General features: G+C 40.8%; 23 protein-coding genes. 3 read left to right on the top strand and 20 right to left on the bottom strand.

The genetic code is table 11. The features are described from left to right. Positions 1–3: 3 nt before the first annotated feature. From F3G88_RS03650 to mltG, 3 genes are all read right to left on the bottom strand, one after another. The gene (locus F3G88_RS03650; RefSeq protein WP_149715381.1) at positions 4–897 is read right to left on the bottom strand and encodes a lactate/malate family dehydrogenase; all 894 of its coding nucleotides are present in this window, start codon (positions 895–897) and stop codon (positions 4–6) included. 3 nt (positions 898–900) lie between these two features. Continuing rightward, positions 901–3,075 carry an NADP-dependent isocitrate dehydrogenase gene (locus F3G88_RS03645; RefSeq protein WP_149715380.1) on the bottom strand — a complete coding sequence of 725 codons (2,175 nt, stop codon included), beginning with the start codon at positions 3,073–3,075 and terminating at the stop codon, positions 901–903. Between the two features lie 63 nt (positions 3,076–3,138). Continuing rightward, positions 3,139–4,083 carry an endolytic transglycosylase MltG gene (gene mltG / locus F3G88_RS03640; RefSeq protein WP_103558483.1) on the bottom strand — a complete coding sequence of 315 codons (945 nt, stop codon included), beginning with the start codon at positions 4,081–4,083 and terminating at the stop codon, positions 3,139–3,141. Between the two features lie 73 nt (positions 4,084–4,156). Between mltG and F3G88_RS03635 the strand changes: the two genes are divergently transcribed. Continuing rightward, positions 4,157–6,628, top strand: coding sequence for a YhdP family protein (locus tag F3G88_RS03635; RefSeq protein WP_149715379.1), 2,472 nt, complete (start codon positions 4,157–4,159; stop codon positions 6,626–6,628). Between the two features lie 75 nt (positions 6,629–6,703). Here the strand turns inward: F3G88_RS03635 and F3G88_RS03630 are convergent, their stop codons facing one another. The 17 genes from F3G88_RS03630 to flgH all read right to left on the bottom strand — a co-directional run bounded on the left by F3G88_RS03630 (position 6,704) and on the right by flgH (position 22,480). Then, positions 6,704–7,267, bottom strand: a complete 564-nt coding sequence (locus tag F3G88_RS03630; RefSeq protein ID WP_149715378.1) for an ATPase — start codon at positions 7,265–7,267, stop codon at positions 6,704–6,706. Between the two features lie 50 nt (positions 7,268–7,317). Further along, on the bottom strand, positions 7,318–7,659 hold the full coding sequence (gene hypA, locus F3G88_RS03625; protein ID WP_021085088.1) for a hydrogenase maturation nickel metallochaperone HypA: 342 nt from the start codon (positions 7,657–7,659) through the stop codon (positions 7,318–7,320). Beyond that, positions 7,659–8,651, bottom strand: coding sequence for a hydrogenase expression/formation protein HypE (hypE, locus tag F3G88_RS03620; RefSeq protein ID WP_149715377.1), 993 nt, complete (start codon positions 8,649–8,651; stop codon positions 7,659–7,661). The genes hypA and hypE overlap by 1 nt, the downstream gene beginning before the upstream one ends. Positions 8,652–8,659: 8 nt before the next feature. Beyond that, positions 8,660–9,748 (bottom strand): hydrogenase formation protein HypD, encoded by a 1,089-nt coding sequence (hypD, locus tag F3G88_RS03615; RefSeq protein WP_149715376.1) that lies wholly within the window; start codon positions 9,746–9,748, stop codon positions 8,660–8,662. Next, on the bottom strand, positions 9,748–9,987 hold the full coding sequence (locus F3G88_RS03610) for a HypC/HybG/HupF family hydrogenase formation chaperone (RefSeq protein WP_009293878.1): 240 nt from the start codon (positions 9,985–9,987) through the stop codon (positions 9,748–9,750). The genes hypD and F3G88_RS03610 overlap by 1 nt, the downstream gene beginning before the upstream one ends. Further along, positions 9,987–10,799 (bottom strand): hydrogenase nickel incorporation protein HypB, encoded by an 813-nt coding sequence (hypB, locus tag F3G88_RS03605; RefSeq protein ID WP_149715375.1) that lies wholly within the window; start codon positions 10,797–10,799, stop codon positions 9,987–9,989. Before hypB ends, F3G88_RS03610 begins: the two co-directional genes overlap by 1 nt. A gap of 123 nt (positions 10,800–10,922) precedes the next feature. After that, positions 10,923–11,564, bottom strand: coding sequence for a GDYXXLXY domain-containing protein (locus F3G88_RS03600; protein ID WP_149715374.1), 642 nt, complete (start codon positions 11,562–11,564; stop codon positions 10,923–10,925). Next, positions 11,561–12,823 (bottom strand): DUF2157 domain-containing protein, encoded by a 1,263-nt coding sequence (locus F3G88_RS03595; protein WP_149715373.1) that lies wholly within the window; start codon positions 12,821–12,823, stop codon positions 11,561–11,563. Before F3G88_RS03595 ends, F3G88_RS03600 begins: the two co-directional genes overlap by 4 nt. Continuing rightward, positions 12,807–13,067, bottom strand: a complete 261-nt coding sequence (locus tag F3G88_RS10225; RefSeq protein WP_188117459.1) for a hypothetical protein — start codon at positions 13,065–13,067, stop codon at positions 12,807–12,809. Before F3G88_RS10225 ends, F3G88_RS03595 begins: the two co-directional genes overlap by 17 nt. Positions 13,068–13,189: 122 nt before the next feature. Continuing rightward, the gene (gene nikR / locus F3G88_RS03590) at positions 13,190–13,603 is read right to left on the bottom strand and encodes a nickel-responsive transcriptional regulator NikR (protein WP_009293882.1); all 414 of its coding nucleotides are present in this window, start codon (positions 13,601–13,603) and stop codon (positions 13,190–13,192) included. A gap of 45 nt (positions 13,604–13,648) precedes the next feature. Beyond that, positions 13,649–15,874 carry a carbamoyltransferase HypF gene (gene hypF / locus F3G88_RS03585; RefSeq protein ID WP_149715372.1) on the bottom strand — a complete coding sequence of 742 codons (2,226 nt, stop codon included), beginning with the start codon at positions 15,872–15,874 and terminating at the stop codon, positions 13,649–13,651. After that, a complete protein-coding gene (locus F3G88_RS03580) occupies positions 15,858–17,330 on the bottom strand; it encodes a hypothetical protein (protein WP_149715371.1) in 1,473 nt (490 codons plus the stop codon). The genes hypF and F3G88_RS03580 overlap by 17 nt, the downstream gene beginning before the upstream one ends. Continuing rightward, positions 17,327–17,869 (bottom strand): HyaD/HybD family hydrogenase maturation endopeptidase, encoded by a 543-nt coding sequence (locus F3G88_RS03575; RefSeq protein WP_021093168.1) that lies wholly within the window; start codon positions 17,867–17,869, stop codon positions 17,327–17,329. The genes F3G88_RS03580 and F3G88_RS03575 overlap by 4 nt, the downstream gene beginning before the upstream one ends. Continuing rightward, the gene (cybH, locus tag F3G88_RS03570; RefSeq protein ID WP_103597678.1) at positions 17,869–18,549 is read right to left on the bottom strand and encodes a Ni/Fe-hydrogenase, b-type cytochrome subunit; all 681 of its coding nucleotides are present in this window, start codon (positions 18,547–18,549) and stop codon (positions 17,869–17,871) included. The genes F3G88_RS03575 and cybH overlap by 1 nt, the downstream gene beginning before the upstream one ends. 9 nt (positions 18,550–18,558) lie before the next feature. Further along, positions 18,559–20,277, bottom strand: coding sequence for a nickel-dependent hydrogenase large subunit (locus tag F3G88_RS03565; protein ID WP_149715370.1), 1,719 nt, complete (start codon positions 20,275–20,277; stop codon positions 18,559–18,561). Between the two features lie 9 nt (positions 20,278–20,286). Beyond that, complete coding sequence (locus tag F3G88_RS03560; RefSeq protein WP_149715369.1) at positions 20,287–21,432, bottom strand: hydrogenase small subunit; 1,146 nt, start codon at positions 21,430–21,432, stop codon at positions 20,287–20,289. Positions 21,433–21,772: 340 nt separating this feature from the next. Next, positions 21,773–22,480 carry a flagellar basal body L-ring protein FlgH gene (flgH, locus tag F3G88_RS03555; protein ID WP_149715368.1) on the bottom strand — a complete coding sequence of 236 codons (708 nt, stop codon included), beginning with the start codon at positions 22,478–22,480 and terminating at the stop codon, positions 21,773–21,775. Between the two features lie 66 nt (positions 22,481–22,546). On the opposite strand from flgH, the gene pta reads away from it, so the two are divergent. Together pta and F3G88_RS03545 are read left to right on the top strand one after the other, a co-directional pair. After that, on the top strand, positions 22,547–23,914 hold the full coding sequence (gene pta / locus F3G88_RS03550; protein WP_149715367.1) for a phosphate acetyltransferase: 1,368 nt from the start codon (positions 22,547–22,549) through the stop codon (positions 23,912–23,914). A gap of 1 nt (position 23,915) precedes the next feature. Beyond that, positions 23,916–25,109 (top strand): acetate kinase, encoded by a 1,194-nt coding sequence (locus tag F3G88_RS03545; RefSeq protein WP_149715366.1) that lies wholly within the window; start codon positions 23,916–23,918, stop codon positions 25,107–25,109. The last annotated feature ends 2 nt before the right edge of the window (positions 25,110–25,111 follow it).

The following is a 25,111-nucleotide window of genomic DNA, read 5'->3' as shown; positions in this document are numbered from 1 at the left end:
TTCCTACTCTAAGTTTTCTTTTAAAAATTTGATATTTTTTCTAATTTCAGCTTCACTTTTGTTTAGTTGCTCTTGCTCGTCTTCATCTAAATTTAGCTCTAAAATTTCTTTCAAGCCATCACGTTCGAGCCTTACTAGCCTGCCACAACTTAGCTCATCGTCTATTAGCACGCTAGCGCTTATTATCTCATCGCTCTTACCAACTATCATCTCGCACATCTTCACAGCCGCAGCCGCTGGCGCGTAGTAAGCTGAAGTGCCAAGCAGTTTAACGATCTTTGCGCCACCAGTGCTTGTCTCTTTTTTGAGCACTTTTAGCTCATTTTCATTTAAATTTTCGCTTATGTTGCTAGCTGATACGATCATCTCGTCGTTGTGAGCGCCAACGATCTTTGCTCTTAGCTTGCTGGCGTCCTTATCTTTTAAAAGCGCTAGCTCATATCTGCACCTTGCGCTATCTAGCTCGCCAGCCATGCCGATCACTTTGTTTTTACTAAAACCGCTAAATTTATGAGCCGTCCAGACCATCACATCAAGCGGATTTGTGACCACTATTATCACTGCGTTTTTGGCAAATTCAGCTATCTTTTGCGCTGTTTGCTTTACGACAACGGCATTTTTAAGTAGCAAGTCCTCTCTAGTTTGACCCTCTTTTCTTGGGCTTCCGGCTGTAACTATAACGATGTCACTGCCTTCAATTAGCACAAAATCATCGCCACCACAAACGCTAGTTTTAGCGTTAAAGACGCAGCTTGATTGCGCTAGGTCGATCGCCTTTGCGCGCGCCACGTCGCCAAATATATCTACAAGCGCGATCTCATCGCAAAGCTCTCTCATGCAAAGCGCATAAGCTATGCTCGCACCGACGTTTCCAGCTCCAACTACACTTATTTTCATCTCTTATCCTATTATTTGATTTAAAATTTCACTTGGTCTCATGACCTCATTTGCTCTTGCTTCATCTAGCAGGTAGTATCCGCCAAATTCCACGCTTGCACCATCATTTTCTCTGATCTGCTTTAAAATTTCACCTTCATTTTTTTCTAGCTCGTCTGCTAAATTTGCAAATATTGCGCTCAAAATCCCGCCACTTTTTGCCATCTCTCTTGCCCAAAAAAGTGCCAAATAAAAGTGCGACTCTCTGGTATCAAGAGTGGCGTTTGGAGTTTTGTTTTCGTCCAAATAGCTAGCAACAGCTCTATTTAGCGCGTCACTTAGCTCTTTTGCCTCTTTTTTTTGCCTAAAGAACGATAGATGTTCAAGCGATGCACTAAGCGCCAAAAACTCGCCTAAGCTGTCCCAAAGCAGGTGATTTCTCTCTTTTAGCTCTTTTACAAGTGTTGGAGCCGTTCCACCAGCACCCGTCTCAAACATCGCTCCACCAGCAAGTAGTGGCACTACTGAGAGCATTTTTGAGCTGCCGCCTAGCTCAAATATCGGGAAAAGATCTGTTAGATAGTCTCTTAAAACGTTGCCAGTGACGCCTATAACGTCTTTGCCAGCTCTTATCGCTTCAAGCGATTTTTTAGTTGCTTGCTCGTAGTTTAAAATTTCAAATTTCACGCCAGCATTAGTAAATTTATCTCTAAATTTGTCAAATTTAGCTATCAAATTTCTATCATGAGCGCGGCTGCTATCTAGCCAAAATATAAGCTCATCTTTTGAAATTTCGCCTCTTTTTAAAGCAAGCTCAAACCACGCATTTATCGCATCTTCTTTTGCCTGCGTCATCCGAAAAATGTCGCCACTTTTGACGCTAAATTTAAAGACGCTCTCGCCAGCTTCGTTGCAAACAACAAATTCTCCGTCCTCTTTTGCGATGAAAGTCTTATCGTGACTGCCGTACTCCTCGGCCTTTTTAGCCATTAGTCCCACATTTGCCACGCTGCCAATGTTACTCACATCAAGCGCGCCATGCTCCTTAAAGTCCGCCACGCAGGCTTCATAAACCCTAGCGTAGGTTCTATCTGGGATCATGCAAAGTGAGAAATTTAGCTCGCCGTCCTTATCTTTTACCTTGCCAGAGTTTCTAATGAGCGCAGGCACGGAGGCGTCGATGATGACGTCATTTGGCACGTCAAAGTTGCTGGCACTTTCATTTAATGCCCAAATTTTTGCTTTTTTGCTCAAAATTTCATCAAATTTAGCCAAAATTTCATCTTTGTTTTTAAGCTGAGAAATTTTAGAAAACATATCTTTTAAGCCATTTTTTGCCTCAACTCCGTGAGTTTTAAACTCCTCACCAAATAGCTCAAAAACCTCTTTAAAATAGCTCTTTATCGCGTGAGCAAAGATGACTGGGTCGCTAACCTTCATCATCGTGCATTTTAGATGCAAGCTCAAGGTCAAATTCTCTTTTTTTGCCTCATCAAAGCAGCTTTCATAAAATTTATCTAGCTCATCTACGCTTAAATATGCCGCGTCTACGACCTCGCCACTTTGAACAGCAAGCTCTTTTAAAAGCTCTTTTTTGCCATCTAAACTTATGAAATTTATATAAAATTTCTCATCTTTTTCTGCGATGACTGAGCGCTCATTTTCGTAAAAATCGCCCTTTTGCATGTAGCAAATTTTAGTTTTATTTGCCTTGTCCCAGTTGCCGTTGCTATGTGGATGCTTTTTGGCAAATTCTTTAACAGGAGGCAAAACTCTTCTGTCTGAGTTGCCTTGTCTTAGCACTGGATTAACAGCGCTACCAAGCACTTTTGCATATTTTTTAGCGACCTCTTCGTCGTAGTCTGTGATGATCTCATCTGGATAAAATGGCACATTTATGCCCTTGCTTCTAAGCTCCTCAATGGCCGCTTTTAGCTGAACGAGCGTGGCTGAGATGTTTGGCAGTTTTATGATATTTGCCTCTTTGTGCGCGGTTAGCTCGCCCAAAAGCTCTAGCTCATCGGCCTTGTTTAGCCCAAGCTCTTTGCTAAAAAGAGATAAAATTCGCCCAGCTAGGCTTATGTCAGCTCTAGTTATGCTAATGCCAGCGCGGGATAAAAAGCTCTTAACGATAGGAAAGAGAGAGTAGCTTGCAAATAGCGGTGCTTCGTCGGTTTTAGTCCAGATAATGTCACTCATTTTAGCCCTTTTGATTTTTTGAAATTTATCACGTTTTTTATTAAAGCTAGTTGTATTTTAGCCCTATTTTGCGATATTTTGATTGTGCTCGCTTAAGGTTTTTGAAAAAATGTGTTTTTTTGCCTTTTTATCAAGCACAAAGTATAGATAATCGCTCTTTGCAGGGTTTATCGCCGCTTTTATCGCACTTATAGAGACGCAGCAGACTGGACTTGGCGGTATGCCGTCGTTTAGATAGGTGTTAAACTCGCTCATATCGCTTCTTATGCGCTCAGCCGTGATCACATCGTGCGAGTAGATGCCATAGTTTAGCGTGCCGTCCATCTGCAGCCTCATGCCCTTATCTAGGCGGTTGTAGATGACTGAGGCGACAAGTGGCATCTCAGCGTCGTTTGCAGCCTCTTTTTGGATGATTGAAGCGATGGTTAAAATTTTAAACCACTTTTTCTCGTTGTATTCGCCAAAAATTTTCCTACTGATCTCGCTTTGCGCCTTTTTAGATGAATTTACAAGGTAATAAGCTAGGTGTCTTTCGCTGATGCCAACTGGGATCTTATAAGTATTTGGCATTAAAAAGCCATCGCTCACTGGCGCAAGGGCGTTATACTCGCTATTTAGTTTAGCTCCGTCAAGCCCAAGCTGGGCTGCTATCTGGTTTAAAAAAACGATCGTAGTTTCGCCAGGGATGAGCGTGATCTCCGTCATCGCAGCCTTTGCTTTGGCTAATTTTTTTAAAAAATCAATCCTTGAAATTTTATCTTTGCCTATCTCGATCCAGCCAGACTGAGGCGAGCCGATGAAGCGCATGGCGTATTTGTCGATCGCGCTTAAGTTAAAGTTGCGATTAGCTAAATAAGATATAATCTCGCCCACACTTCCCTTTGGCACAAAGACGACTTTGCTCGTGTTTATGGGGCGTGCCAAATAGACAAATACACTTAGGACGACGATGAGTACGATATCAAAGAAAATATCCAGATATGGCTTTTTTATAAAATTTTTTATCATTTTAATTCTTTCGCTTCTTTTGCTTTTAAAATACGGCATAAAAATTAACGATTTCGAGTTTTACGGCGTAAAATTGGAGCAATTATATATAAAGTTAGATAAAAAATTAATTGTAAGAGCAAAGCAGATCAAACTACCTAAATTTAAACAAAACGCAGAGCAAAAAGCCAGCGACAAGCAACTTTTAAACCTTAGTCAAGGCGTTGATTATCTTGAGACCTTTTTTCAAGAAATTTCGCTTGAGAGCGTGCAAATCGGCGATGATTTTAAGATCAAAATTTTATTTTTAGATGATATATTTTTCGTTGATAGCCCTTATCTAAACATCGATATCAAATTTCAAAAAGAGCAGCAAAATGGCGTCGATCGCTTTATAGTAAAAAATTTGAGCCTTAAAGATTTTAACGTAAGCATTAGCGGCGAAGGCAGTGCAAATTTTGACAAAGATGACTATAAATTTGATGGAAATTTCACCTCGCACGAGCTAAATGGCAAGCTTAGCTTTGCCTTAAAAGATACGCTTTTAACCTACAAAGCCTATGACGTAAATGCTGGCAGTATCAAGGACTTCATCGCTGAGCTTGATAGTCGCATACACCTAAACAGCGAGGTTAAAAACTGGATATATGGCTACATCGTGGCTGATGACTACCACCTAAATGAGATAAACGGCAAGGCTGATCTAGCCAAAAACGACTTTTATCTAAACGATCTAAATGCGACTGCAAATGCCAAAAATTTACTTGTTAAATTTGATAAAGGCTTGCCAGCCGTAAATGTCGCTGAGGCAAATATCACGCTTAATAACTCAACGCTTAAATTTGACCTTACAGCGCCTGTTTATAAGGGCAAAAAGCTTGATGGCTCAAACGTCGCGATAAACAACATCTTTGATGAAAAGAGCGCAAATTTAGAGCTATTTATAAAGACAAATTCTATTTACGATGAGGCGATAAATGAGATACTAAGAGCTTATAAGATCAACGTGCCAGTTAGGCAGCTAAGCGGCAAAATGGATGCTGGACTTAAAATTTTAATAAAACTTGACGAGAAAAGCTTAGAAAATTTTGATGAAAAGAGCGTCATCGCAAATGGCGATTTTAAGATAAGTGACGCGGTTTTAGATATCGCTGGGAGTAAATTTAACGCTAAAAGCGCCCTTGTAAAGCTTGTAAATACTTCTGCTCTAAACATCGATGCAAGCGGCTTTGGACTTGACTTCTTTAGAGCAAATGCGAAAGCAGATATAAATTTACAAAAAAGCAGCGGCGAAATAAAAGGTGTCATAGAGAGCTTTGATCTAAAAGAGAAAAATGATGAAATTTTAGCCTTTAAAAATGAGCCATTTAGTGCACTTCTTGACTTTAGCAAGCCAAATGAGACAACGCTTAGCATTGAGCCATTTGGACTAAATTTAAGCTTTGGCGATGAGAGCACGATAGCTACAAAAAATAGCGAATTTATCATGCAAAACTCCCCACTTTTAAAGCAAAATGGCGTGCTTGGTTTTGAAGATGTGAGCATAAAGAGCAAGGACTTTACTAGTCTTGAAATTTTGGCAAAAGGGCTTAAATTTGACATGCCGTTTTTGGATAAAAATGGCTCAAAATATGATAGAGATGACATTAATATCTTGGTTCAAAACGGCATAGTAAAGGTAAATAGTGCTAGTAAGAAGCTGGCTCTTGAGATAAAAGAAAAAGGCGTTGGTGTAAATACGCAGGATTTAAATTTAGTCGTTCTTGACGACAATGAGAGCAGTAAGCAAACGCAAAGCACACCACTTGAGCTCTTTGCAAAAAATGGCGACATCATTTTGCAAGACCTTAACAAAACCTTGCCATTTACCAGCTTTAGCGCCGAAAAAAAGGGCAAAAGCACCTCGCTAAATGGACTGGCAAAACAAGGCAGAGTTGGATATTTTAGCGATGAGAAAAGCATAAATTTAGACGCAACTGATATAAGTGGCGAGTTTATCAACGATCTTTTTGGTATAAAGAGCTTTGAGGGTGGTAAATTTCGCCTAAAAATGCTTGGAGAGAGCTCGAAAAATTTCAAGGCTGAGGTGAGATTTTTTGGCACCTATCTAAAAGACTACATCTTTTATCAAAAACTGCTAAGCTTTCTAAACTCGGTGCCATCGCTTCTTAGCTTTAAAACGCCTGACTTTAACGACAAGGGCTTTACCGTCAAAAACGGCAAAATTTTACTCACCAGAAAGGGTGACTTGATCGAGTTTTTAGCGATTGAGATGATAGGCACGAGCGCAGATATCGGCGGACGCGGTACGATCGATCTAAAGAGCAAAAAGATAAACATCGACCTTGAGCTAAAGATACTAAAAGACGCAAGCGGTATCATCGACAAGATCCCACTTATCAACCAAATCATCCTTGGCAAAGACCGCTCGCTCTCAACCGTCATCGCCATACGCGGCACGACTGAAAAGCCCGAGTACTCGACGCAGATACTGCAAGACGCCTTGCTCTCACCACTAAAGATCATAAGAAACGTCCTGCAAGCTCCGTTTTTGATATTTGAGTAAAAAGCGTTAAGCATAAAATAATTATTGTTTAGTATAATTTCGGCGAAGTTCACGGCGGAGCTTATTATCCGCCACTCATTCTAAATATCTTGCCAAATCCTCATCAAAACAAAACAACGCATCATTAATAAAATCTTCTAACATTTGCGGATCAATGCCTACTAAAGTTTTACCAACACGAGTTGAAATTCTCGGCGTTTGATCGTCATTTAGCTTATAAAGATTTTCAAAATGAAATGCTCGGTTTCGAATTTTAACAGCAAGGTCATATAAAATCTTTACTTTTTGATAGTTTAAAAGTTTATTCTTGCGGTTAAATTTAGAATATTTTTTAAAATCAAGCTTATCAAGATTGACAATATCATTGTGGATTTTGGCTTCATCGATGATTTTTGCCCAAAATCCAAAAGTTTGCTTTGAGACAAAGAGATCATCTAGCTTGAAGTAGCCGCCAAAAGAGCTTAAAATATCTACCTTGTTATTATCCACTAAAGCCTTAAAAGCTAAATTTCTCGTGGCAATTTCTAAAATACCAAGTTTTGGAGCTAATGCCTGTACTAGCAAAAAGTTCTTTTTATGCTCTTGCTCGTTTTTATAGCTCTTTAGGCGTTTGATTGAAAAAAATTTAACACTATCCATAAAAAAATCAATAAATTCATAAAATTTTACGCATTATAATACGTAAAATTTTACTTCATCTCAAGGCGCATAAGATACATATCTTCGCCGTCAGTCACCTTTAAATTTTGGCTTTTGCACTTTGGGCAGGTGAAGTCATTTTCACTAAGCTCCCCGCCAAATCCACAATCCAAACACTCTACGACAATGCCTTGTAAATTTATCACAAGCTCGGCGTTTTCGCAGATCGTGCCAGCCTTATAAACATCAAAGGCGCTCTCCAAATAATGAGGCTCCACTCCGCTTAAACGGCCAACTTTTATCTCGATCTTGCTTATCTCTTTGGCATTTTCTTTAGCGGCATTTTTCTCGCAAAGGCTAACTAAATTTTGAACGATACTAAGCTCGTGCATTAGCAGATCCTTGGTAGTAGCTCGCCTTTTGGCGGCTCGAGAAATCTTCTTGATTTATAGGCGTTTTCGATGATGACACGCTCGTTTTTTGCCTGCAAAACCTCGCCTATTATCATCGCGTTTTTATCAAATTCTCTTAAAATTTTAAGCGCGTCCTCAGCCTGGCTCTCATCAACAGCCATCACAAAAGTGCCCTCATTTGCAAGCTCATAAGGCTCAAAACCAAATAGCTCACAAACGCCCATGACTTCGTTTGCGACCTTGATATTTTCTTCAAAAACTAAGATGTCAAATTTGCTAAATTTAGCCCACTCGTTTAGCACCGCACTTAGTCCGCCCCTAGTCGCGTCACGCATGGTTTGTGGCTTTATACCAGCACTAAATAGCTTTAATGCAGCCTCTTTTAGGCTCTTGCAGTCACTTTTTAGATCAAGCCCAAGCTCAAATTCCTCTCTTGCTGCTAGCACCACGCCGCCGTGTCTGCCAACATCTCCAGAGATTAAAATTTTAGCCCCTGCTTTTAAATTTTTAAGCTCCACGCCCTCGCAAACTATCTCGCCGATGCCTGCTGTGTTTATGAAAATTTTATCGCATTTGCCCTTTGGCACGACCTTCGTATCGCCACAAACTACACTCACGCCGCTATCTTTGCAAGTTTTAGCAAGTGAGCCAAGCACCTTTTCAAGCTCCTCTATGCTAAGCCCCTCTTCGATGATGAGCGAGCAGCTTAGATATTTTGCGCTTGCACCAACCATCGCAAGGTCGTTTATCGTACCACAAGCTGCGATCTTGCCGATGTCGCCGCCATTAAAAAAAATGGGAGTTACCACAAAGCTATCGGAGCTAAATGCGATCTTGCCGCCTAAATTTAATATCGCCGAGTCGTTGCTCTGCCTTAAAATTTCATTATCAAAAATTTTAAATATCGTCTCATTTATAAGCGAGTTCATCTCCTCGCCGCCGCCGCCGTGGCTTAGCATTATCTTTTTCATTAAATTCCTTAACCAACTCTTGCATATTTAAAATATGCCGCACAAGCGCCCTCGCCTGAGACCATGCACGATCCTAGCGGGTTTTGTGGGTTACAAACCTTGCCAAAGACCTTGCAGTCAGTCGGCTTTGCTAGCCCTCTTAAAATTTGCCCGCAAATGCAAGCCTTGCTCTCGCCAGCGCTCTCTACGCTGCAGTCAAACTGCACTCTAGCGTCAAGGTGGGCAAACTCATCTTTTAGCTTCATGCCACTTTGTGCTATCTCGCCAAGGCCTCTCCAGACAAAGTCGCACGGCTCAAAGTACTTAGCTATGAGCTCTTTTGCCTTGACGTTGCCCTCTTCTTTGACCGCCCTTGCGTACTCGTTATAGACTTCATAAGTGCCTGCGTTTTGTTGACGGACTAAATTTAACACACTTGCCATGATGTCAAGCGGCTCAAAACCACTAATGGCGATGGGTCTTTTAAATTCGCTCGCTAACTCTTTGTAAATTTTACTGCCCGTGATGACGCTTACGTGACTTGGTCCCAAAAATGCGTCTATCCTCACATTCTCATCACTCATTATAGCTCTAACTGGCGCTGGGACGGTTACGTGATTTATATGAAAGTATAAATTTTTTATGCCCTCTTGCACCACTTTTTCAACTAAATTTGCGCTCATCGGCGTCGTTGTCTCAAAGCCAATGGCAAAAAATATGACCTTTTTGTCGGGATTTTGCTGGGCTAAATTTAGCGCATCAAGTGGCGTGTAAAGTGCCCTTATATCGTGTCCCTCGCCGCGAAGCTTTTGCAAGCTTGTCTTTGAGCCAGGCACTCTTAGCATGTCAGCTAGCGTGCAAAAGATCACATTCTCCATGCTAGCAAGCTTACAGGCCTCATCTATGCGGCTCTTTGGCATCACGCAGACTGGACAGCCTGGGCCGTGGATGAAATTTATATGCTCTCCAACTAAGCTTGGCAGTGCAAATTTCATAATGCTATGCGTGTGACCACCGCAAATTTCCATGATATTTAGCGGTTTTACGCTCTCTTTTTGTATCAGTTTTGAAAGGGCAAGGATTAAATTTTTATCGCGAAAGTCATTGATAAGATCCATCAAATTTTCCCCGCGTCCATATCCTCGGCGATCTTTTGATAGACCTCCAAGCTCTCCAGCGCAAACTGTGTATCGATCTTTTGCATGGCATATCCAACGTGTATTAGCACGTATTCGCCAACCTTTACCTCTTCAGAGATGAGATCTAGGCTTACCTTTCTAGTAACGCCCAGAGTCTCGACGGTAGCAACGTTGTTTTCATCTATTTCTATTACTTTTGAAGGGATCGAAAGACACATTATCTTAGCTCTTTTTTAAATTCCAAATAACTTATCCATTTATCGATGCCCTCGCCTGTTTTGCTATCTACTACAAAGATATCGACCTTTGGATTTAGCTTTCTAGCGTCGTTTTTCACGCGCTCGATATCAAAGTCAAAGTGTGGTGCGAGCGAAGCTTTTGTGATTAAAAGCACGTCAGCAGCCCTAAACATCACTGGATATTTGCTCACCTTATCATCGCCCTCTGGCACTGAAAGAAGAACAGCGTTAAAGTGTGAGCCAACGTCGTAGCTTGCAGGACAGACTAAATTTCCAACATTTTCTATAAAGACTAGATCAAGCTCATTTAGTGGCAGGTGATGAAGCCCCTCATGCACCATAAAAGCGTCCAAGTGGCAGGTCTGACCAGTGCTTATCTGATGAGCTTTTGCGCCAGCTTTTACTATGCGGTCGGCATCTTGATTGGTTTCAAGATCACCCTCAACAACGCCTATTTTAAATTTAGCAGCCTTTATCGTAGCCTCCAAAAGCGTAGTCTTTCCAGCGCCTGGGCTACTCATCAAATTTACACAAAGTATCTTTTTCTCATCAAGATGCGCTCTGTTGTGAGCTGCCTCTTTGTCGTTTTCAGAAAGAATTTTCTCTATCACGTCTATGGTTTTGCTCTCATTTAGCACAGGGTGCGCGTGAGCCTCGTGGCTATGCTCGTGTGCGTCATGAGCGTGATCTGTATGCCCATCATGAGTGTGTGGGTGTGAGTGAGTAGTGCCATCAGCATGAGTGTGAGTATGGGCGTGATTACCCATTGAACAACCGCAGTCTTTACACATTTTTTTATCCTTTTTTATTAATTTTCAGAGATTTTAACGCTTAAATTTAAAAATAAAATTAAAATTTAAGGGCATTTTATGCAAATGAGATAAATTAACCCGTTTTTTAATCATCCTTTAAATTTACCTTTGATCTTGCAAGCGAATGTTTTTATCTGGCTCTTCAAGGCTCTCGTTATCATCTGTGTAACCATTTTTATCAAAATTTTCATCACTATTTCTTTTTTTGCCATTTGGCGTGATGATGAGATCTTTTAGCCTTGCCCTGCCATCATCCATCACCATCAAAACAGCAACAGCATCCACATCTTGATCCATCATCTCTCGCTCAGTTTGCTTTGCCTTTTTAGTTGGCATATAAAACTCTTCGATGCCATATTTTACAAATGAATATCCATCAAATTTGCCAGCCAAGAAAAGAGCATCTTTTGGCTTAGTAAAGCTAAATTTATCAAAAGCGTAAGTAGCATTAGCATCTTGCTTTAAAATGGCGTAAATTTCATCATTTTTTGAGATATTTCTATCATATATATATATCTCAACGCCAGTTTTTTCATCAAATTTAGACTGCTGTAAATTTGAAAAATCTGAAAAATCATAGCTCAAGCTCACGTAGTTTCCGCGAAAGAGATCCCTTGGATCGTAAAGATTTACCCTCACTTTTACCTCTTTTCCAAGATAAAGTGGCATGAGCGCGTATGCAAGCATCGCAATTATTAGTAAAATTTGAAAAAATATGGCTAGTATCAGTGATCTTATCTTCATTTTGTACGTCCTTTTTTAGCAGCGACTGCGAGCACGACGAAGGCAAAGATGATAAATAGCGCCGTAGCCCCCAAATAATCGCCTATTAGCTCAAAGTATCTAACCACCGCAACTAAGAATATCATGCATAGTCCTAGCGTTAGCTCGCCATTTTTGATAAGCACAGCTGCGACGATGATGTTTGCTAGCGAGAAGAAGATATTTGCATATCCAACGCCCAGACTAAAGACAAATGGCAACGCAAAGAGTATCAAGCCAAGAAACAAGCCACTTTTGTTTTTCTCTTTGAAAAATAGTGCAATGCTAGCAATGCTAAATACGGCAAAAATCTTGCCAAAGCTACTATAAAAAAATGCTTTTGCAAACCAAAATTTATCTTCTTCTAGCTCGTAGATGTCGCCATTTGCATAAGCTATCAGGCAAACGATTAAGATGACGATGCCAAGATACTTACCAAAGCCTTTTACAAGGTGCGCTAGTCTATCTCTAAAGCTAGCTAATGTGCTAAAGAGCGCGACAAGTAAAAGCGCGTATGAGAGTGATAAAGTAGCAGCCATCGGCGCTCTAAACATAAGATCATAGCCATAAAATTCGTTAAACCCACTGATCCTAGCGCAAAGCGAAACGATGTAGAAAAATATATCTGCTAGAAGCACAATCGCAAGAAATACTGAGTCGCTTTTATAAAGCGTGTAGGCGCCAAGGGCTATAAAGACGATAAATTCATAAGCAAACTCGCCGCCCATGCCCTTTAAAACAAACCAGATCGTAGCAAAAACGAGGCTTTGAGCCACTAGCAAGGCCTTTTTGCTAGCAAAAGAGAGTGCCATAGCTCCAACGCTCCAGAGCAAAACTCCGCCACTTGGCTCGTCGCTAATATTATAAATTTGAGCAATAAGCGCTATGGCTGCGCCGTAGCAGAAATTTCCCAAAAAGAGCGTAGCCGTGCCAAGCTTATCTTTGCCTTTTTTGAGATAATAAACTCCTCCAAAATTTAAAAGAGCAAGCACTCCAAAGATGATGACAAGGCGCCCCATCCTTGGTATCTCCTCCCAGTAGGCTCCAACTAGCGTAAAAAATGCCAGCGCGAAAAAGAGATAAGCAACCAACTTTAAGATAAAGCTAGTCTTTTCGCTATGAGCGTTTAGATCTATTTCATATAAATTTGCTATCTTTAAAGCGGTCGCCTTATCGACTACATCCTCTTTTTGCCAGCGATCTAGCTCTTTGGCTAGAAAATTTCTATTGTAAAAATTCATCTTTCATTCTCTTTAAATGACATTTTTTTGTGGCTAATGATAGCATACAAGCGACAAAAATGCCAGAACAAAAATAAAGCAAAAAAAGGGAGAAATTTAAAAAATAAAAAATAGAACTTGGGCGGGCTTTTGCAAAATTAGCTTTAGCCAAAGCCCAAGCAAAAAAACGGTCATCAAACTTTCGCCACAAAAAAATAGAAGGCAAGTACGAAAATCGCAGCAAAACCCTGCTATAAATTTGCAAAAATGGATCACAAAAACTGCTAAAAAACTAACAAAAAGACAAAATAAGACAAGCTCCGCAGCCAAGAGCACTGCTAGCTATTTACAAAAATCCTAAATTTAACAGCCAAAAAGGCTTTTAGCTTAAAATTTAGGCACAGCAGCCTTTGTAAGTTTAGAAAACTTAACACCCTTTAAGCCAGCAATCCTATCAGCAAAGCGCTCTATCTTGCTAGCCTCACCTCTTATCGAGATCGTTTCTAAGCAGTTGTGGTGATCGACATGAACGTGATTTGTGCAGATAATCTTCACATCAGAGTCATGCTCGATATCCATTTTTTTATTCACCAAATCGTTGTGATGATGCACATAAATGAGCGTCAAAACCCCAATCAACTCCTCGTTAGCGTCCTTCCAGCTGTCGCTTACGATCTTTTCACGGATCAAATCCCTTGTAAATTCACTCCTAGAAGCGTAGCCTTGTTCGCTAACTTTTCTATCTAGTTCGTCTAGTAATTGACTAGGCAAAGAAACACTAAAACGTATAACACTATCCATTTTTTGCTCCTTTCTCGTTTGATTACCGTTTAAAATAATTATACATCACTTATTAGAAAATGTGGATAAATAATAATAAATTTGCCCTAAATTTACGTTAGAATCGTTACTGCAGAATTTCTTATTGATATAAAATTTCAAATTTGATTTAGTAAATTTTTTGTAAATAAGCTCAAGCAAAGTCTTATTTTGAAAAACTCCACCACTTAGCAAAATCTCTTTTTTCTCACTTTTAGAAATTTCAAAAATAATATCAGCCATGCCATTTATAAATGCCGTTGCAGCCACTCTTGGCTCATCTTTTAAAGCACTTTTAAAGGCATCTTTAAAGCTGATAACTCCGTCATTTAGACTAAATTTGTAACACGCATCTAAATTTTTATCATAAAGCGCCTCAAGCCTCATGCCGCTCTCGCCCTCAAAACTCGAGTGAAAAATGCCACATATTATCGCACCAAATGCGTCAAATATCCTACCAACAGAGCTAGTTTTTACTAAATTTAGCCCCTTTTGCTCCATCATCTTGAAATTTCTAAGCACCTTTTCATCAAAATTTACTAAAAATTTATGCCCCTCGTCTTCAAGCTGATACTTCAAAATAATAGAATAAGCGATGAGATAGATATTTTTTATGCTATTTTCGCCACCAAATAGGCTAAATTCATCAAAGTGATAAACTCTTTTGTAGCTATTTTTATCTAGCCTAAAAACCTCGCCACCCCAAATTTTGCCGTCCTCTCCGTATCCAGTGCCGTCAAAACAAAAGCCAAGATACTCTTTGTCTGGCAAATCATTTTCAAAGACCACACTTAGCAGATGTGCGTAGTGATGCTGCAGATGAACTAGCTCAAAGCCCTGCTCTTTTGCCCATTTTGTATTTAAAAAATTTGGATGAAGATCGGCTATGACCTTGTCTATTTTTAGATCATAAGTCGTTTCAAAAAGGGTGAAAATATCCTTAAACCTATCAAAAGTCGCCACGTTTTTTAGATCGCCGATATATGGGCTGATCATCAAAAGTCCGTCTTTGTAGATACAAAATGAGCTTTTTAGCTCCGCTCCAAGGGCTAAAAATGTCCCTTTTTGCTTAAAATTTGTATGGATGAAATTTGGATTTAGCCCACGACTTGTTCTTGTAAAAATTGTCTCATCACCAACGCAAAATGCGATACTATCGTCACTTGGCGAGTAAATTTCTCGGTCGTGATCAAGATAAAAATCTATGACATCACCTAGTTTCTCCCTTAGCTCGTTCTCGTCCTTTATCACAACCTCGCCTGAGATGTTTGCGCTAGTTGCGATGATGTCGTGTTCTAAGTGGTCAAAAAGCAAAAGATGTATGCCACTAAATGCGAGCATAACGCCAAGCTTGTTTAAATTTGGAGCGACACTTTTTGCGATATTTGAGCCATTTTTTGCTTCAAGCAAGACGATTGGTTTTAAATTTGAGCTAAGAAGCCTAGCCTCAGCCTCTGAAATTTGCGCTATCTCTCTAGCGTTTTGTAAATTTTTACTCATCAGAGCAAAGGGCTTGCTTGGGCGGTGCTTTCTAGCTCTTAGCTCGCAAACTGCTGCTTCATTTGTCGCGTCGCAAACCAGATGAAAGCCACCAAGCCCTTTAATGGCTAAAATTTTGCCCTCATTTATGAGCTTAGCCGCCTCTTTTGCCGCTTCGTTTTTACTAGCCAAGACTTTGCCAAATTTATCTTTTAGATATAGCTTTGGTCCGCAGTTTGGGCAAGAGATCGGCTCTGCGTGGTAGCGGCGATTAAGCGGATCTTTGTACTCGCTCTCGCAAAATTTACACATCTTAAACTCGTTCATCGTCGTATTTACCCTGTCGTAGGGCAATGCTTTGATGATGGAAAATCTCGGTCCGCAGTTGGTGCAGTTTATAAATGGATATTTGTAGCGTGGGTTTGTGGGGTCATAAAACTCACGCAAGCAGTCATCACAAAGTGCGTAATCAGGCAAGATAGGCGCTTGTTTGGTGGCTGATTTTGAGGCGATTATCTCAAGCTTTTCATAAATTTGATCTATCTTAAATTTACTAAGCTCATCGATCCTAGCAAGGGCTGGTAGCTTCTCATAAAGCTCTTTTTCAAAAGCCAAAAAACTAGCCTCATCGCCGCTAAAATTTAGCTTCACACCCTCATCATCATTGTAAATTTCGCCAACAAGGGCAAATTTATGCGCCAAAGTATAGACAAAAGGTCTAAAACCTACGCCTTGAACTAAGCCTTTGATCTCATATCTAAAGCTTGATCTCAACGCCAAATCCGGGGTCAAAATTTGTTTTTATATTTGGGTTTAGGTGCTTTTTTATCAAGTTGCTAACTACCTTATTGTAAAATAAATCCCCGCTTAAAGTAACATTTTTGATCTTAAATTTATCTCGTTTTTCATAGCTAAAATCGCTCAAAAAATGTGCCAAAGACTCGGTGCAACCAAAGCTGATATTCTTCTCTCCAGCGCCAGCAAGGATAAATGAAATAATACTTTTTACAAACTTAACCCCGTCTAAACCAAAGTCATCTTTCATTTTATAATCGATCCTAACGCCCTTTTGACCGCTAAAATCGCTTGCCATAAGAAGCAAATTCTCCCCTGCTTTTTTAAACTCACTGCTTAAGCCAAGCAAACGTCCAGCTATGCAAAATAGCGAGAAAAAGCTAGTATTTGAGCTAAATTTACCACTTGGCAGGGCGCGCTCTTTACTAAAGTTTTCAAGTAGTCTTTCGCCGCTCTCATCAGCTCTTATGAGCTCATAAATTTCTTCAAAGCTACTAAATTTTGGTAAAAATAAAAGCTGCGTTTTGCTTGATTTTGAAAGCAGGCAAATTTCATCGTCGCTAAATTTGCTAAATTTAAGCCCCAAAGCCACCTCACCAAAATAACTAAGCTCAAATTTCTCATCTTTTGCATAAAAAAATGGGCTTAAAAGTGCGCTGTTTTCAAGCAAAGCAAGCCTTGAAAGGGCGCTTTTTTGCTCCTTTACAAAAACGCTTAAAAAACTAAAGCCCTCTTTATTTAGCTGTTCGCAAAGGGCGTAAAGAAAAAGGTCATTTGGCGCCATCACGTCAAAAAATAGCGGTGCGCCCTCGTGATTTTGCCTATAAATAGCTGTCGTCTTTAGTGCCAAAAGTGGCTTTTCAAAGCTAGCAAGTGCGATCTGTGCCCTATCACCAGCTATAAAAATTTTAGGTAGCTGTTTTAAATTTGTAGGTATCAAGAAATTTGCATCAAAATTTACCCCAAGAGAAATTTCATATAAATTTTCATCTTGCTCTACGCAAACGCTCTTATCATTTTTTAATAAATTTAGGCAGGTTTTTAGCTTTTCATTAAAATTATCAAGCGTTATCTCGCCATCAAATTTACTCAAAGCAAGCACGTCACTTTCATTTAAAATAGCCTTGCCATTAGCCAAAAATGCCGCCGCTTGAGATGGGCTAAGCGTGCCAAATTTTACATCTTTAATCTCACCTGCCACGTCAAGCTCATCTGCTATATCGACCTCGCTATGTTTTATAAAAAGGCTATAAGGCAAGATGGCGCTAGCTCTGTCCGCTAGAGCGCTAAGCTCTTCGTTTGAGCCACTTACCTTTAGGCAAATTTGATCATCTTTGCAGCTTATAGAGTACTTAAGATCTTTTGCTAATGAGCTTAAAAATGGTGCCAAAAAGGCTGGATTTTTAAAGCAGTCAAATTTAAAAGCAAGTATCATTTTAAACCTTTTTTGGCGTAGTCATCGAGGGTGTCATTTAGAGTGAAATTTGCCACCTTTTCGCACTTAAAATCAAGCTCTTTTAAGTGTTCAAGTAGCGTTTTTTCTAGGATATTAGAAGCTTTTATCACTTCATCTGAGAGGCTAAAATTTGATGACTCTATGCGGCTAGGCACGATGCCTAAGATTTTGGTTGTCGGCCTGTCGCCTGCAAGCTCCATTAGATGAAGTGTTTGAAGCATCTCGATCTCGTGAGCCGAGCCGTCCCAGCTGATAAAATTTGGTACGTTTAGAAAGTCGAAAAAATAAACATCGCCCACGCTTGCGCCATTTGCGCTAATGCAATCAACGACGATAAGATAGTCAAATTCGCTTATAATGTGAGTTAGAGCGAGGGCTAAAGTGCCCCCGTCCATTAGAGTAAGCTCGTTTTTAGAACTTGTAAATTTATAGTTTTTAGCCATCAAATTTACAAAATGAACACCTATGCCCTCATCAGCAAACATCACGTTGCCAATGCCAAGAACCAGCACTCTCATCAGTGTTCTTTTACAAATTTATAGCCACTAACGATGGCGTCCATCGCTCCATTTTTGCCTTTAACGGCGTTAAATATCGCCATATAAACGTGAATTGGCACAAATATCATGATGATCCACATGCAAATTCTATGTATCGTTCTAACATTTGCTAGCCCGCCCATAAGCTCTTCAAAGTATCTCGCTGGCTCGTAGATCGCTCCGCCAAGCCCCTCGTGATAAACGTGAGCGTAAAGCACTAGGCCAGTTAGGCAAATGAGCGCTAAGATGACGTAAAAGAAAAAGTATGAGGCAAACTGCAATGGGTTATAAACACCCCTTAAATGCGGGTGTGGGCCCATAAAAATGTAGTACTTTATCTGCGCTATCCAAACTTTTGGACTCAAAAAGTCAAGCACGCTCATCCACTCTTTTTTGCTGTGTTTATCAAAGACAAATAGATAGAATTTAAAGATAAATACCGCTATTAGCACAAAGCCAGCGACCTGGTGCGCCAAACGCCACTTTGCTTGCATGAAATTTGTAGGCTCGCTCGTGATCTCTGGGCTCATAAAGACATAAGAGATGTAGTAGCCGCTCACAATCAAAAGCGTGATAGCTATAAATCTAATCCAGTGTGTCAGCCTAACGCCGATGGAGAATTCATATTCGCTGATCCTGTCAGGATTTTTATGTGACATCTTTTCTCCTTACAAATTTGGATTTATCTTATAAGTACTCAAATCATTTCCCTTCGTGTCCATAACATGCACGGCACACGCGATGCAAGGGTCGTAAGAGTGAATTTTTCGTATTATCTCAAGTGGTTTTGAAAGATCAGCGATCTTCATACCAACTAAGCACGCCTCGTAGCTACCCATTTGACCTTTGGCATCTTTTGGAGAGGCGTTCCAAGTGCTTGGCACGACTGCTTGCCAGTTTGAGATGACGCCATCTTTTATGCGACACCAGTGGCTTAGCGCGCCTCTTGGAGCGTTGCCTTTGAAGTGACCTTTATACTCTTTGCTATTATCTATGACATATTTTGAGCAGGTTTCTTGATCTGTCTTTAAATTTTCGATCAAGGCATTAAATGCGTCCATTGTGTGCTCTGCGACCACTTTTGCCTCAAGCATACGAGCAGCGGTTCTGCCTAGAGTTGAAAAGACTGCACTTAGTGGCAAGCCACTCTTTGCTAAAAACTCATCAACTATCTTTTTAACTCTCTCGTTACCTTTAGCGTAGTTTATGACGATGCTTGCGATCGGTCCTACTTGCATAGGCATGCCGTCATATCTTGGCGCTTTGATCCAGCTATATTTGCCCTTTGTGTCAAAAAGCTTGCTGTGAGCTAGCTTGCCCTCGCCGTCTATGCTCTCGCCATCAACAAGGCCAGTGTAGTTTGCCTCTGTCTCGCCGTCATATGGGTGAAGCGCTTTGTCGTTTTTATACCAAGATCTTGTAGCCTCTTCTGTAATTTTATTTTCGTCGATATCATAAACCTTGCTAATATCACCATTTAAGATGATGCCACCTTTAAATAGATGGTCATTTTTGCCGATCAAAAACTCATCGTAGCAGAATAAATTTGATACGCCAACGTCGTTTAGAACGCTTGGCTCGTTTGCATAAGCCTTAGCTGCCATCAAGATATCTGGATAGTAAGCTCTATCTACAAATTCTTTTATCTCGGCAAATTTACTCATATATTCGCCCATTCTAGCTGGATCCATAAGATCCATCACGCAGGTCACGCCACCAACTGTTAGGCTTTGTGGATGTGGGTTTTTCGCACCAAAGATAGCCATCATCTGAGCTGCTGTTCTTTGGATCCTAAGGCACTCTAAGTAGTGAGAGAGGACGATTAAATTTTGCTCTGGCGTAAATTTATATGTGCTATGTCCCCAGTATGCGTTGGCAAATGGTCCAAGGTTGCCCTTTTTGACAAAGGCTTCAACCCTCTCTTTTACCTCTTTTAGCTTATCTGCTCCAGTGGCAAATGGCGTACTTGTGTATTTAAACGCCTCTTCGCTAGCCTTATGCACGTCTGCGCTTAGTGCAGAGACGACATCTGCCCAGTCCATGCCGTGAAGCTGATAAAAGTGCACGATGTGATCGTGAAGATATAAAGCTGCGTTCATAAGTGTTCTAGTTAGCTCAGCATTTAGAGGAGGCTTGATGCCAAGGGCGTCCTCAACTGCGACTATGCCTGCTCGGTAGTGCGAGTATGTGCAAACACCGCAAATTCTTTGCATGAAAAAGCCAGCATCTCTTGGGTCTCTGTTTTTTACTATCTGCTCTAAGCCTCTCCAAAGAGTTGAGCCAGAGTAAGCCTCTTTGACAACGTTGTTTTCATCAACTACGACTTCTATTCTTAAGTGCCCTTCGATACGTGTTATAGGGTCTATTACTATTCTTTTTTCACTCATTTTTTCGCCTTATTCTTTATCTTTACTCATACAAGCTAGTGCAGCGTGAGCCGCTATGCCAACACCAGCAAGTGCTAAAATTCCAATGCCTATTTTATCACTTACATTATCAGCACCAAGCCCCAAAACAGTGTCAAATAGCCTATCAGCCATCGGCTCTTCAAACGGCCCCATCGTATCCCAGAAGTCTGGCTCTGAGCAGCCTATACAGCCGTGACCTGCCTGAACTGGCCATGATGTGTGTTGGTTAAATCTCTCACGTGAGCAGTTATTAAATGTATATGGACCTTTACAGCCTACTTTATATAAGCAGTAGCCATTTTTTGCGCCCTCGTCGCCAAAGCTTTGGACAAATTCGCCTGCATCAAAGCGGCCACGTCTCTCGCAAAGATCGTGAATTCTTAAGCCATAAGCCCATTTTGGTCTGTTATAAACATCAAGTGCAGGCAAAGTGCCAAATAGCAAGTAGTGAAGCACGTTGCCAACGATGTTTTTCTCGCTTGGAGGACAGCCTGGCACGTTTATGACGGGCTTGTCAGTCACCTTTGAAAGACCGACTGAATTTGTTGGATTTGGCTTAGCTGCTTGGATACCGCCAAAGCTAGAACAGGTGCCAATAGCAAAGATAGCAGCCGCATTAGCAGAGGCATTTACAGCGTGAGTTTTGCCGCTTGTGCCGTGAGGTCCGACTGTTAAAAAGTGCTCAGTTGCTCCTGTTGGGACGCCACCTTCAACTAGCAAGATGTATCTGCCCTTATATTTTTCTATCGCATGCTCTAAATTTTCTTCAGCTTGCCAGCCAGCAGCCGCCATGATAGTTTCGTGGTATTCAAGGCTTATGTAGTCAAATATAAGGCTATCTATGCTTGGAGCGTCAGTTCTTAGCAAGCCCTCGCTACAGCCAGTGCATTCTGCCATATGAAGCCATATCACTGGGAGCCTATCGCTTAGCTCAGCAGCGCGAGCAACCATCGGCGTCATCGCACTTGGCAATGCCATAAAGGCTGTCATCGCGCCAGCCCACTTCATAAAATCACGCCTAGTAAAGCCCTTATCTTTTAAAAGCTGCGCAATACTAGTGTCATTTTTCATCTTAGGCAATGCACTAAGTTCGCTTAAGCGTCTATCTATCTTTTGACGCAAGTCATTATTCATATAAGCTCCTTCGTTAGAAATTTGTTTTATATGTATAGTATCTTTGTTTTAAAAAGAGTAAAATTATTTTATGATATTAGTAGTTATATTTAAATAAACTTTAAAATAAAATTTTAAATGCCTTGAAATCAATAATCTTAAAATATGCTAAAAAATAATTTTTAGTGAGAATTTATCCTATTTTGAGAAATGATATGGCAAAAATTCTATTTTTCTGAAAGTAAATATCAATTAAATTTTTAATAATTTTAAAAATAATTTAGTGTTTTTAAGAAGAGCGAAATTTAAGGTATAAATTATAAAAGCCTAAATGGGTTAAATTTAGGCTTTTAAATTTGTATTAAAATGGCCAGATAGCCTCCATAAGTCTTGTGCCCCAAGGTTTTTTGGTTGATTTGTCTAGCTCGCCCTCAGTTTTATACAAAATTTTGGCATCAGCTATGTATTTTGAGTCGATTTCGTTGTTTTGCGAGATGTCGTAAGGTCTGATGACGCCACTTACTTGCATGATCTGCTTTTCGCCATTTATTAGTAGCTCGCGGCTACCTTCGATGAAGTAGTTGCCGTTATTTAGGATCTTGATGATCCTAGCTGAGATGGTCGCAGTAAATTTCTCGCTTCTGTTGCTCGTGCCACTACCTGTAAATTTATTGCCGCCACCTGCTTTAAAGCCGATGTCGCCGTATTTGTTTAGATTATCAGCCACGGTTGAGAGCGGTGCAGCTCCAGCTGTGAAAACGCCGCCACCAAGCGAAATGGTGCTATCTTTGTTGGTGCTTTTGCTGCCACTTGAAATTTGACTTGCATTTTCAGAGATGACGATGGTTACGATGTCATTTACATTCATCGCCTTTCTATCTGAAAAAAGAGGATTTTCGCCCTTGCCAAAGAGGCTACCTGCGTTGCTTTGACCGCTACCACTATCTTTTGAAGGGAGTTGCTCGACATACACTGGAGGTTTCATATTGATGTGAGGATCTGCACTTGGGGTGCAACCTGTATAAAAAATGCCCGCAAATGTGACGAGCCAGATCGTTTTATAGTTCATAAAATGCCTTAAAATAAGTATCTTTGTGCTAAGATTAAGCAATTTAAGTTCCCAAAAAGGTCACAAATGAAAAGTTGTTACATTTTTTCAGACAAAAATCTAGCATATTTGCAGGAAATTATAGCTACAAAATTCAAAAAAGTTGAGATCTTTAAGATAACTCCAGACGAAAATGACAAAAAGAATCTAATAAATTTAAATGAAAAGGAGTTTTTTTTAAAATTTATAGATAAATTTGAAGAGTTAAAGACCAAGAGCGACTTCGTCGTAGTCGTTGGCTGTGAGGGCTTTAGCGTCTTTGGCAAGAGCGAGCTAAATTTAAAGCTAGCTAGAAATTTAAACGCTCCAATCTTTGATGAAAACGCAAACGAGCTAAGGGCGCTAAATTTAAACTCAAAGCTTCTAATAACCGATAATTTTGATGAAATTTTAAGCTACAAGACCGAAATCATCACGCCATTTAAATTTCAAAGCCTGCTTCTAAAAAGAGCTAAAGCGGCAAATAAAACAGTCGTTTTGCCTGAAAGTGATGATGAGAGAATTTTAAAAGCGGCTCACATCGTGCTAGAAAAAGGTGCGGCAAATATCATCTTGCTAGGGCTTGAGAGCGAAATTTCAAAAAAGGAAGCCACTTTGGGGCTAAATTTAAGCAAAGCAAAGGTGCTAAACCCAGCACAAAACGAGCTGAGCGAAGGGTTTGCAAAGAAAATTTATGAGCTAAGAAAACATAAAGGCGTTGATGAAGCCAAAGCAAACACGCTTGCAAAAGATAAAATTTACTTTGCCACGATGCTAATACATGAAGGCATAGCAGACGCACTTGTAAGTGGCGCTACGATGAGCACGGCTGATACTATCCGCCCAGCCCTTCAGATCATAAAAACAAAGCCAAATGTAAGTGTGGTAAGCGGGGCATTTTTCATGGCACTTGAAGAAGAGATTTTGCTCTTTGCAGACTGCGCCGTCACGCCAAATCCAAGCAGCGATGAACTTGCCAGCATCACGCTAAGCAGCGCTCAAACGGCAAGTGCCTTTGATCTTAGCCCAAAGATCGCTATGCTAAGCTACTCTACGGCTGATAGTGGCAGCGGGGCTGATGTGGAGTTTGTAAAAGAGGCTGCCAAAAAGGCGAGCGAGCTTGATGCAAATTTAAAGATCGCAGCGCCAATTCAGTTTGACGCGGCGGTTGATCTAAGCGTGGCTAGCAAAAAGATGCCAAATTCTGATGTCGCTGGGCAGGCAAATGTATTTATATTTCCAAATTTAAACTGCGGAAACATCTGCTACAAGGCAGTTCAGCGAAGTGCAAACGCCCTAGCTGTAGGCCCAATACTTCAAGGGCTAAAAAAGCCAGTAAATGACCTAAGCCGCGGCTGCCTCGTCGAAGACGTGGTAAATACCATCTTAATAAGCGCCATACAAGCAGGAGAGTGATATGAGAATTTTAGTTTTAAACTCAGGTAGCAGCTCGATAAAATTTCAGCTTTTTGAAATGCAGACAAAAACAAGCCTAGCAAGCGGCCTAGTCGAGCAAATCGGCAGCTCTAGCTCAAGGGCGGTACTAAAGGCAAATGGCGAAGTTTATGAGATAAAACGCTTCATAAAAGACCACCACGACGGACTTGAGGCGATGAACGAACTCTTTACCACATCGCATACACTGCACGATCTAAGCGAGCTTGACGGCATAGGACACAGGATAGTTCATGGTGGCGAGAGCTTTTTTAGCTCGATGATCGTTGATGAGAGCGTCATCAAAAAGATCGAGGAGATAAGCCCTCTTGCCCCACTTCACAACCCAGGGCACCTTGCTGGCATCAAAAATGCGATGAAAGAGAGTAAAAACGTACCTCACGTGGTCGTTTTTGACACGGTTTTTCATCAAAGTATGCCAGAGTACGCCTACCGCTACGCCCTACCCTACGATGTTTGCAAGGCTCATCACATCAGAAAATACGGCTTTCACGGCACATCGCACAGATATGTCTGTAAGCAAGCAGCCAAAATGCTTGGCATAGAGTTTGATAAATTTAACGCTATCTCGCTTCATCTAGGCAACGGCGCCTCGGCTTGTGCTGTGCAAAATGGCAAAAGCATCGACACCTCGATGGGTCTTAGTCCGCTTGAAGGTCTCATAATGGGCACAAGAAGCGGCGATATGGACCCAGCCGTGGTCATCTATCTGCTAAATATCGGCGTTTTAAAGTGGAACGAGATCGATAACTTCTTAAACAAAAAGAGCGGACTTTTTGGAATTTGTGGCTCAAGCGACATGAGAGAGGTCGTAGCTAAGATGCAAAACGACGAGCGAGCCAAGCTTGCCTTTGATATGTTTTGCTACCGAGTAAAAAAGTACATCGGCTCATATTACGCCATTTTAGGGCGTGTTGATGCGCTCATATTTACTGGCGGTATCGGCGAAAATGCACCAAATACAAGGCAAAAAATTTGTGACGATCTAAAGCATCTTGGTATCCACATCAACCACGAGCTAAATTTCTCTGACACGAAAGGCGAGAGATGTATAGACGGGGACGGCGCTAAGATAAAAACGCTCATCATCCCAACCAATGAAGAGCTTGAGATCGCCATAGAGACAGCCAGAGTGATAAAAGAGAGAACGCTTTAAGT

Origin of the sequence: Campylobacter concisus (genome assembly GCF_902460675.1) — a bacterium.
GTDB lineage: Bacteria > Campylobacterota > Campylobacteria > Campylobacterales > Campylobacteraceae > Campylobacter_A > Campylobacter_A concisus_AJ.
The sequence above is the reverse complement of the archived record's forward strand: the minus strand, read 5'-3'. Positions and strand labels throughout refer to the sequence as shown.

Excerpts from the sequence above, each read along its gene's own strand:
- F3G88_RS03650 (WP_149715381.1), bottom strand. The coding sequence starts at position 897 with ATGAAAATAAGTGTAGTTGGAGCTGGAAACGTCGGTGCGAGCATAGCT.
- F3G88_RS03645 (WP_149715380.1), bottom strand. The coding sequence starts at position 3,075 with ATGAGTGACATTATCTGGACTAAAACCGACGAAGCACCGCTATTTGCA.
- mltG (WP_103558483.1), bottom strand. The coding sequence starts at position 4,083 with ATGATAAAAAATTTTATAAAAAAGCCATATCTGGATATTTTCTTTGAT.
- F3G88_RS03630 (WP_149715378.1), bottom strand. The coding sequence starts at position 7,267 with ATGGATAGTGTTAAATTTTTTTCAATCAAACGCCTAAAGAGCTATAAA.
- hypA (WP_021085088.1), bottom strand. The coding sequence starts at position 7,659 with ATGCACGAGCTTAGTATCGTTCAAAATTTAGTTAGCCTTTGCGAGAAA.
- hypE (WP_149715377.1), bottom strand. The coding sequence starts at position 8,651 with ATGAAAAAGATAATGCTAAGCCACGGCGGCGGCGGCGAGGAGATGAAC.
- hypD (WP_149715376.1), bottom strand. The coding sequence starts at position 9,748 with ATGGATCTTATCAATGACTTTCGCGATAAAAATTTAATCCTTGCCCTT.
- F3G88_RS03610 (WP_009293878.1), bottom strand. The coding sequence starts at position 9,987 with ATGTGTCTTTCGATCCCTTCAAAAGTAATAGAAATAGATGAAAACAAC.
- hypB (WP_149715375.1), bottom strand. The coding sequence starts at position 10,799 with ATGTGTAAAGACTGCGGTTGTTCAATGGGTAATCACGCCCATACTCAC.
- F3G88_RS03600 (WP_149715374.1), bottom strand. The coding sequence starts at position 11,564 with ATGAAGATAAGATCACTGATACTAGCCATATTTTTTCAAATTTTACTA.
- F3G88_RS03595 (WP_149715373.1), bottom strand. The coding sequence starts at position 12,823 with ATGAATTTTTACAATAGAAATTTTCTAGCCAAAGAGCTAGATCGCTGG.
- nikR (WP_009293882.1), bottom strand. The coding sequence starts at position 13,603 with ATGGATAGTGTTATACGTTTTAGTGTTTCTTTGCCTAGTCAATTACTA.
- F3G88_RS03580 (WP_149715371.1), bottom strand. The coding sequence starts at position 17,330 with ATGATACTTGCTTTTAAATTTGACTGCTTTAAAAATCCAGCCTTTTTG.
- F3G88_RS03575 (WP_021093168.1), bottom strand. The coding sequence starts at position 17,869 with ATGAGAGTGCTGGTTCTTGGCATTGGCAACGTGATGTTTGCTGATGAG.
- cybH (WP_103597678.1), bottom strand. The coding sequence starts at position 18,549 with ATGTCACATAAAAATCCTGACAGGATCAGCGAATATGAATTCTCCATC.
- F3G88_RS03565 (WP_149715370.1), bottom strand. The coding sequence starts at position 20,277 with ATGAGTGAAAAAAGAATAGTAATAGACCCTATAACACGTATCGAAGGG.
- F3G88_RS03560 (WP_149715369.1), bottom strand. The coding sequence starts at position 21,432 with ATGAATAATGACTTGCGTCAAAAGATAGATAGACGCTTAAGCGAACTT.
- flgH (WP_149715368.1), bottom strand. The coding sequence starts at position 22,480 with ATGAACTATAAAACGATCTGGCTCGTCACATTTGCGGGCATTTTTTAT.
- pta (WP_149715367.1), top strand. The coding sequence starts at position 22,547 with ATGAAAAGTTGTTACATTTTTTCAGACAAAAATCTAGCATATTTGCAG.
- F3G88_RS03545 (WP_149715366.1), top strand. The coding sequence starts at position 23,916 with ATGAGAATTTTAGTTTTAAACTCAGGTAGCAGCTCGATAAAATTTCAG.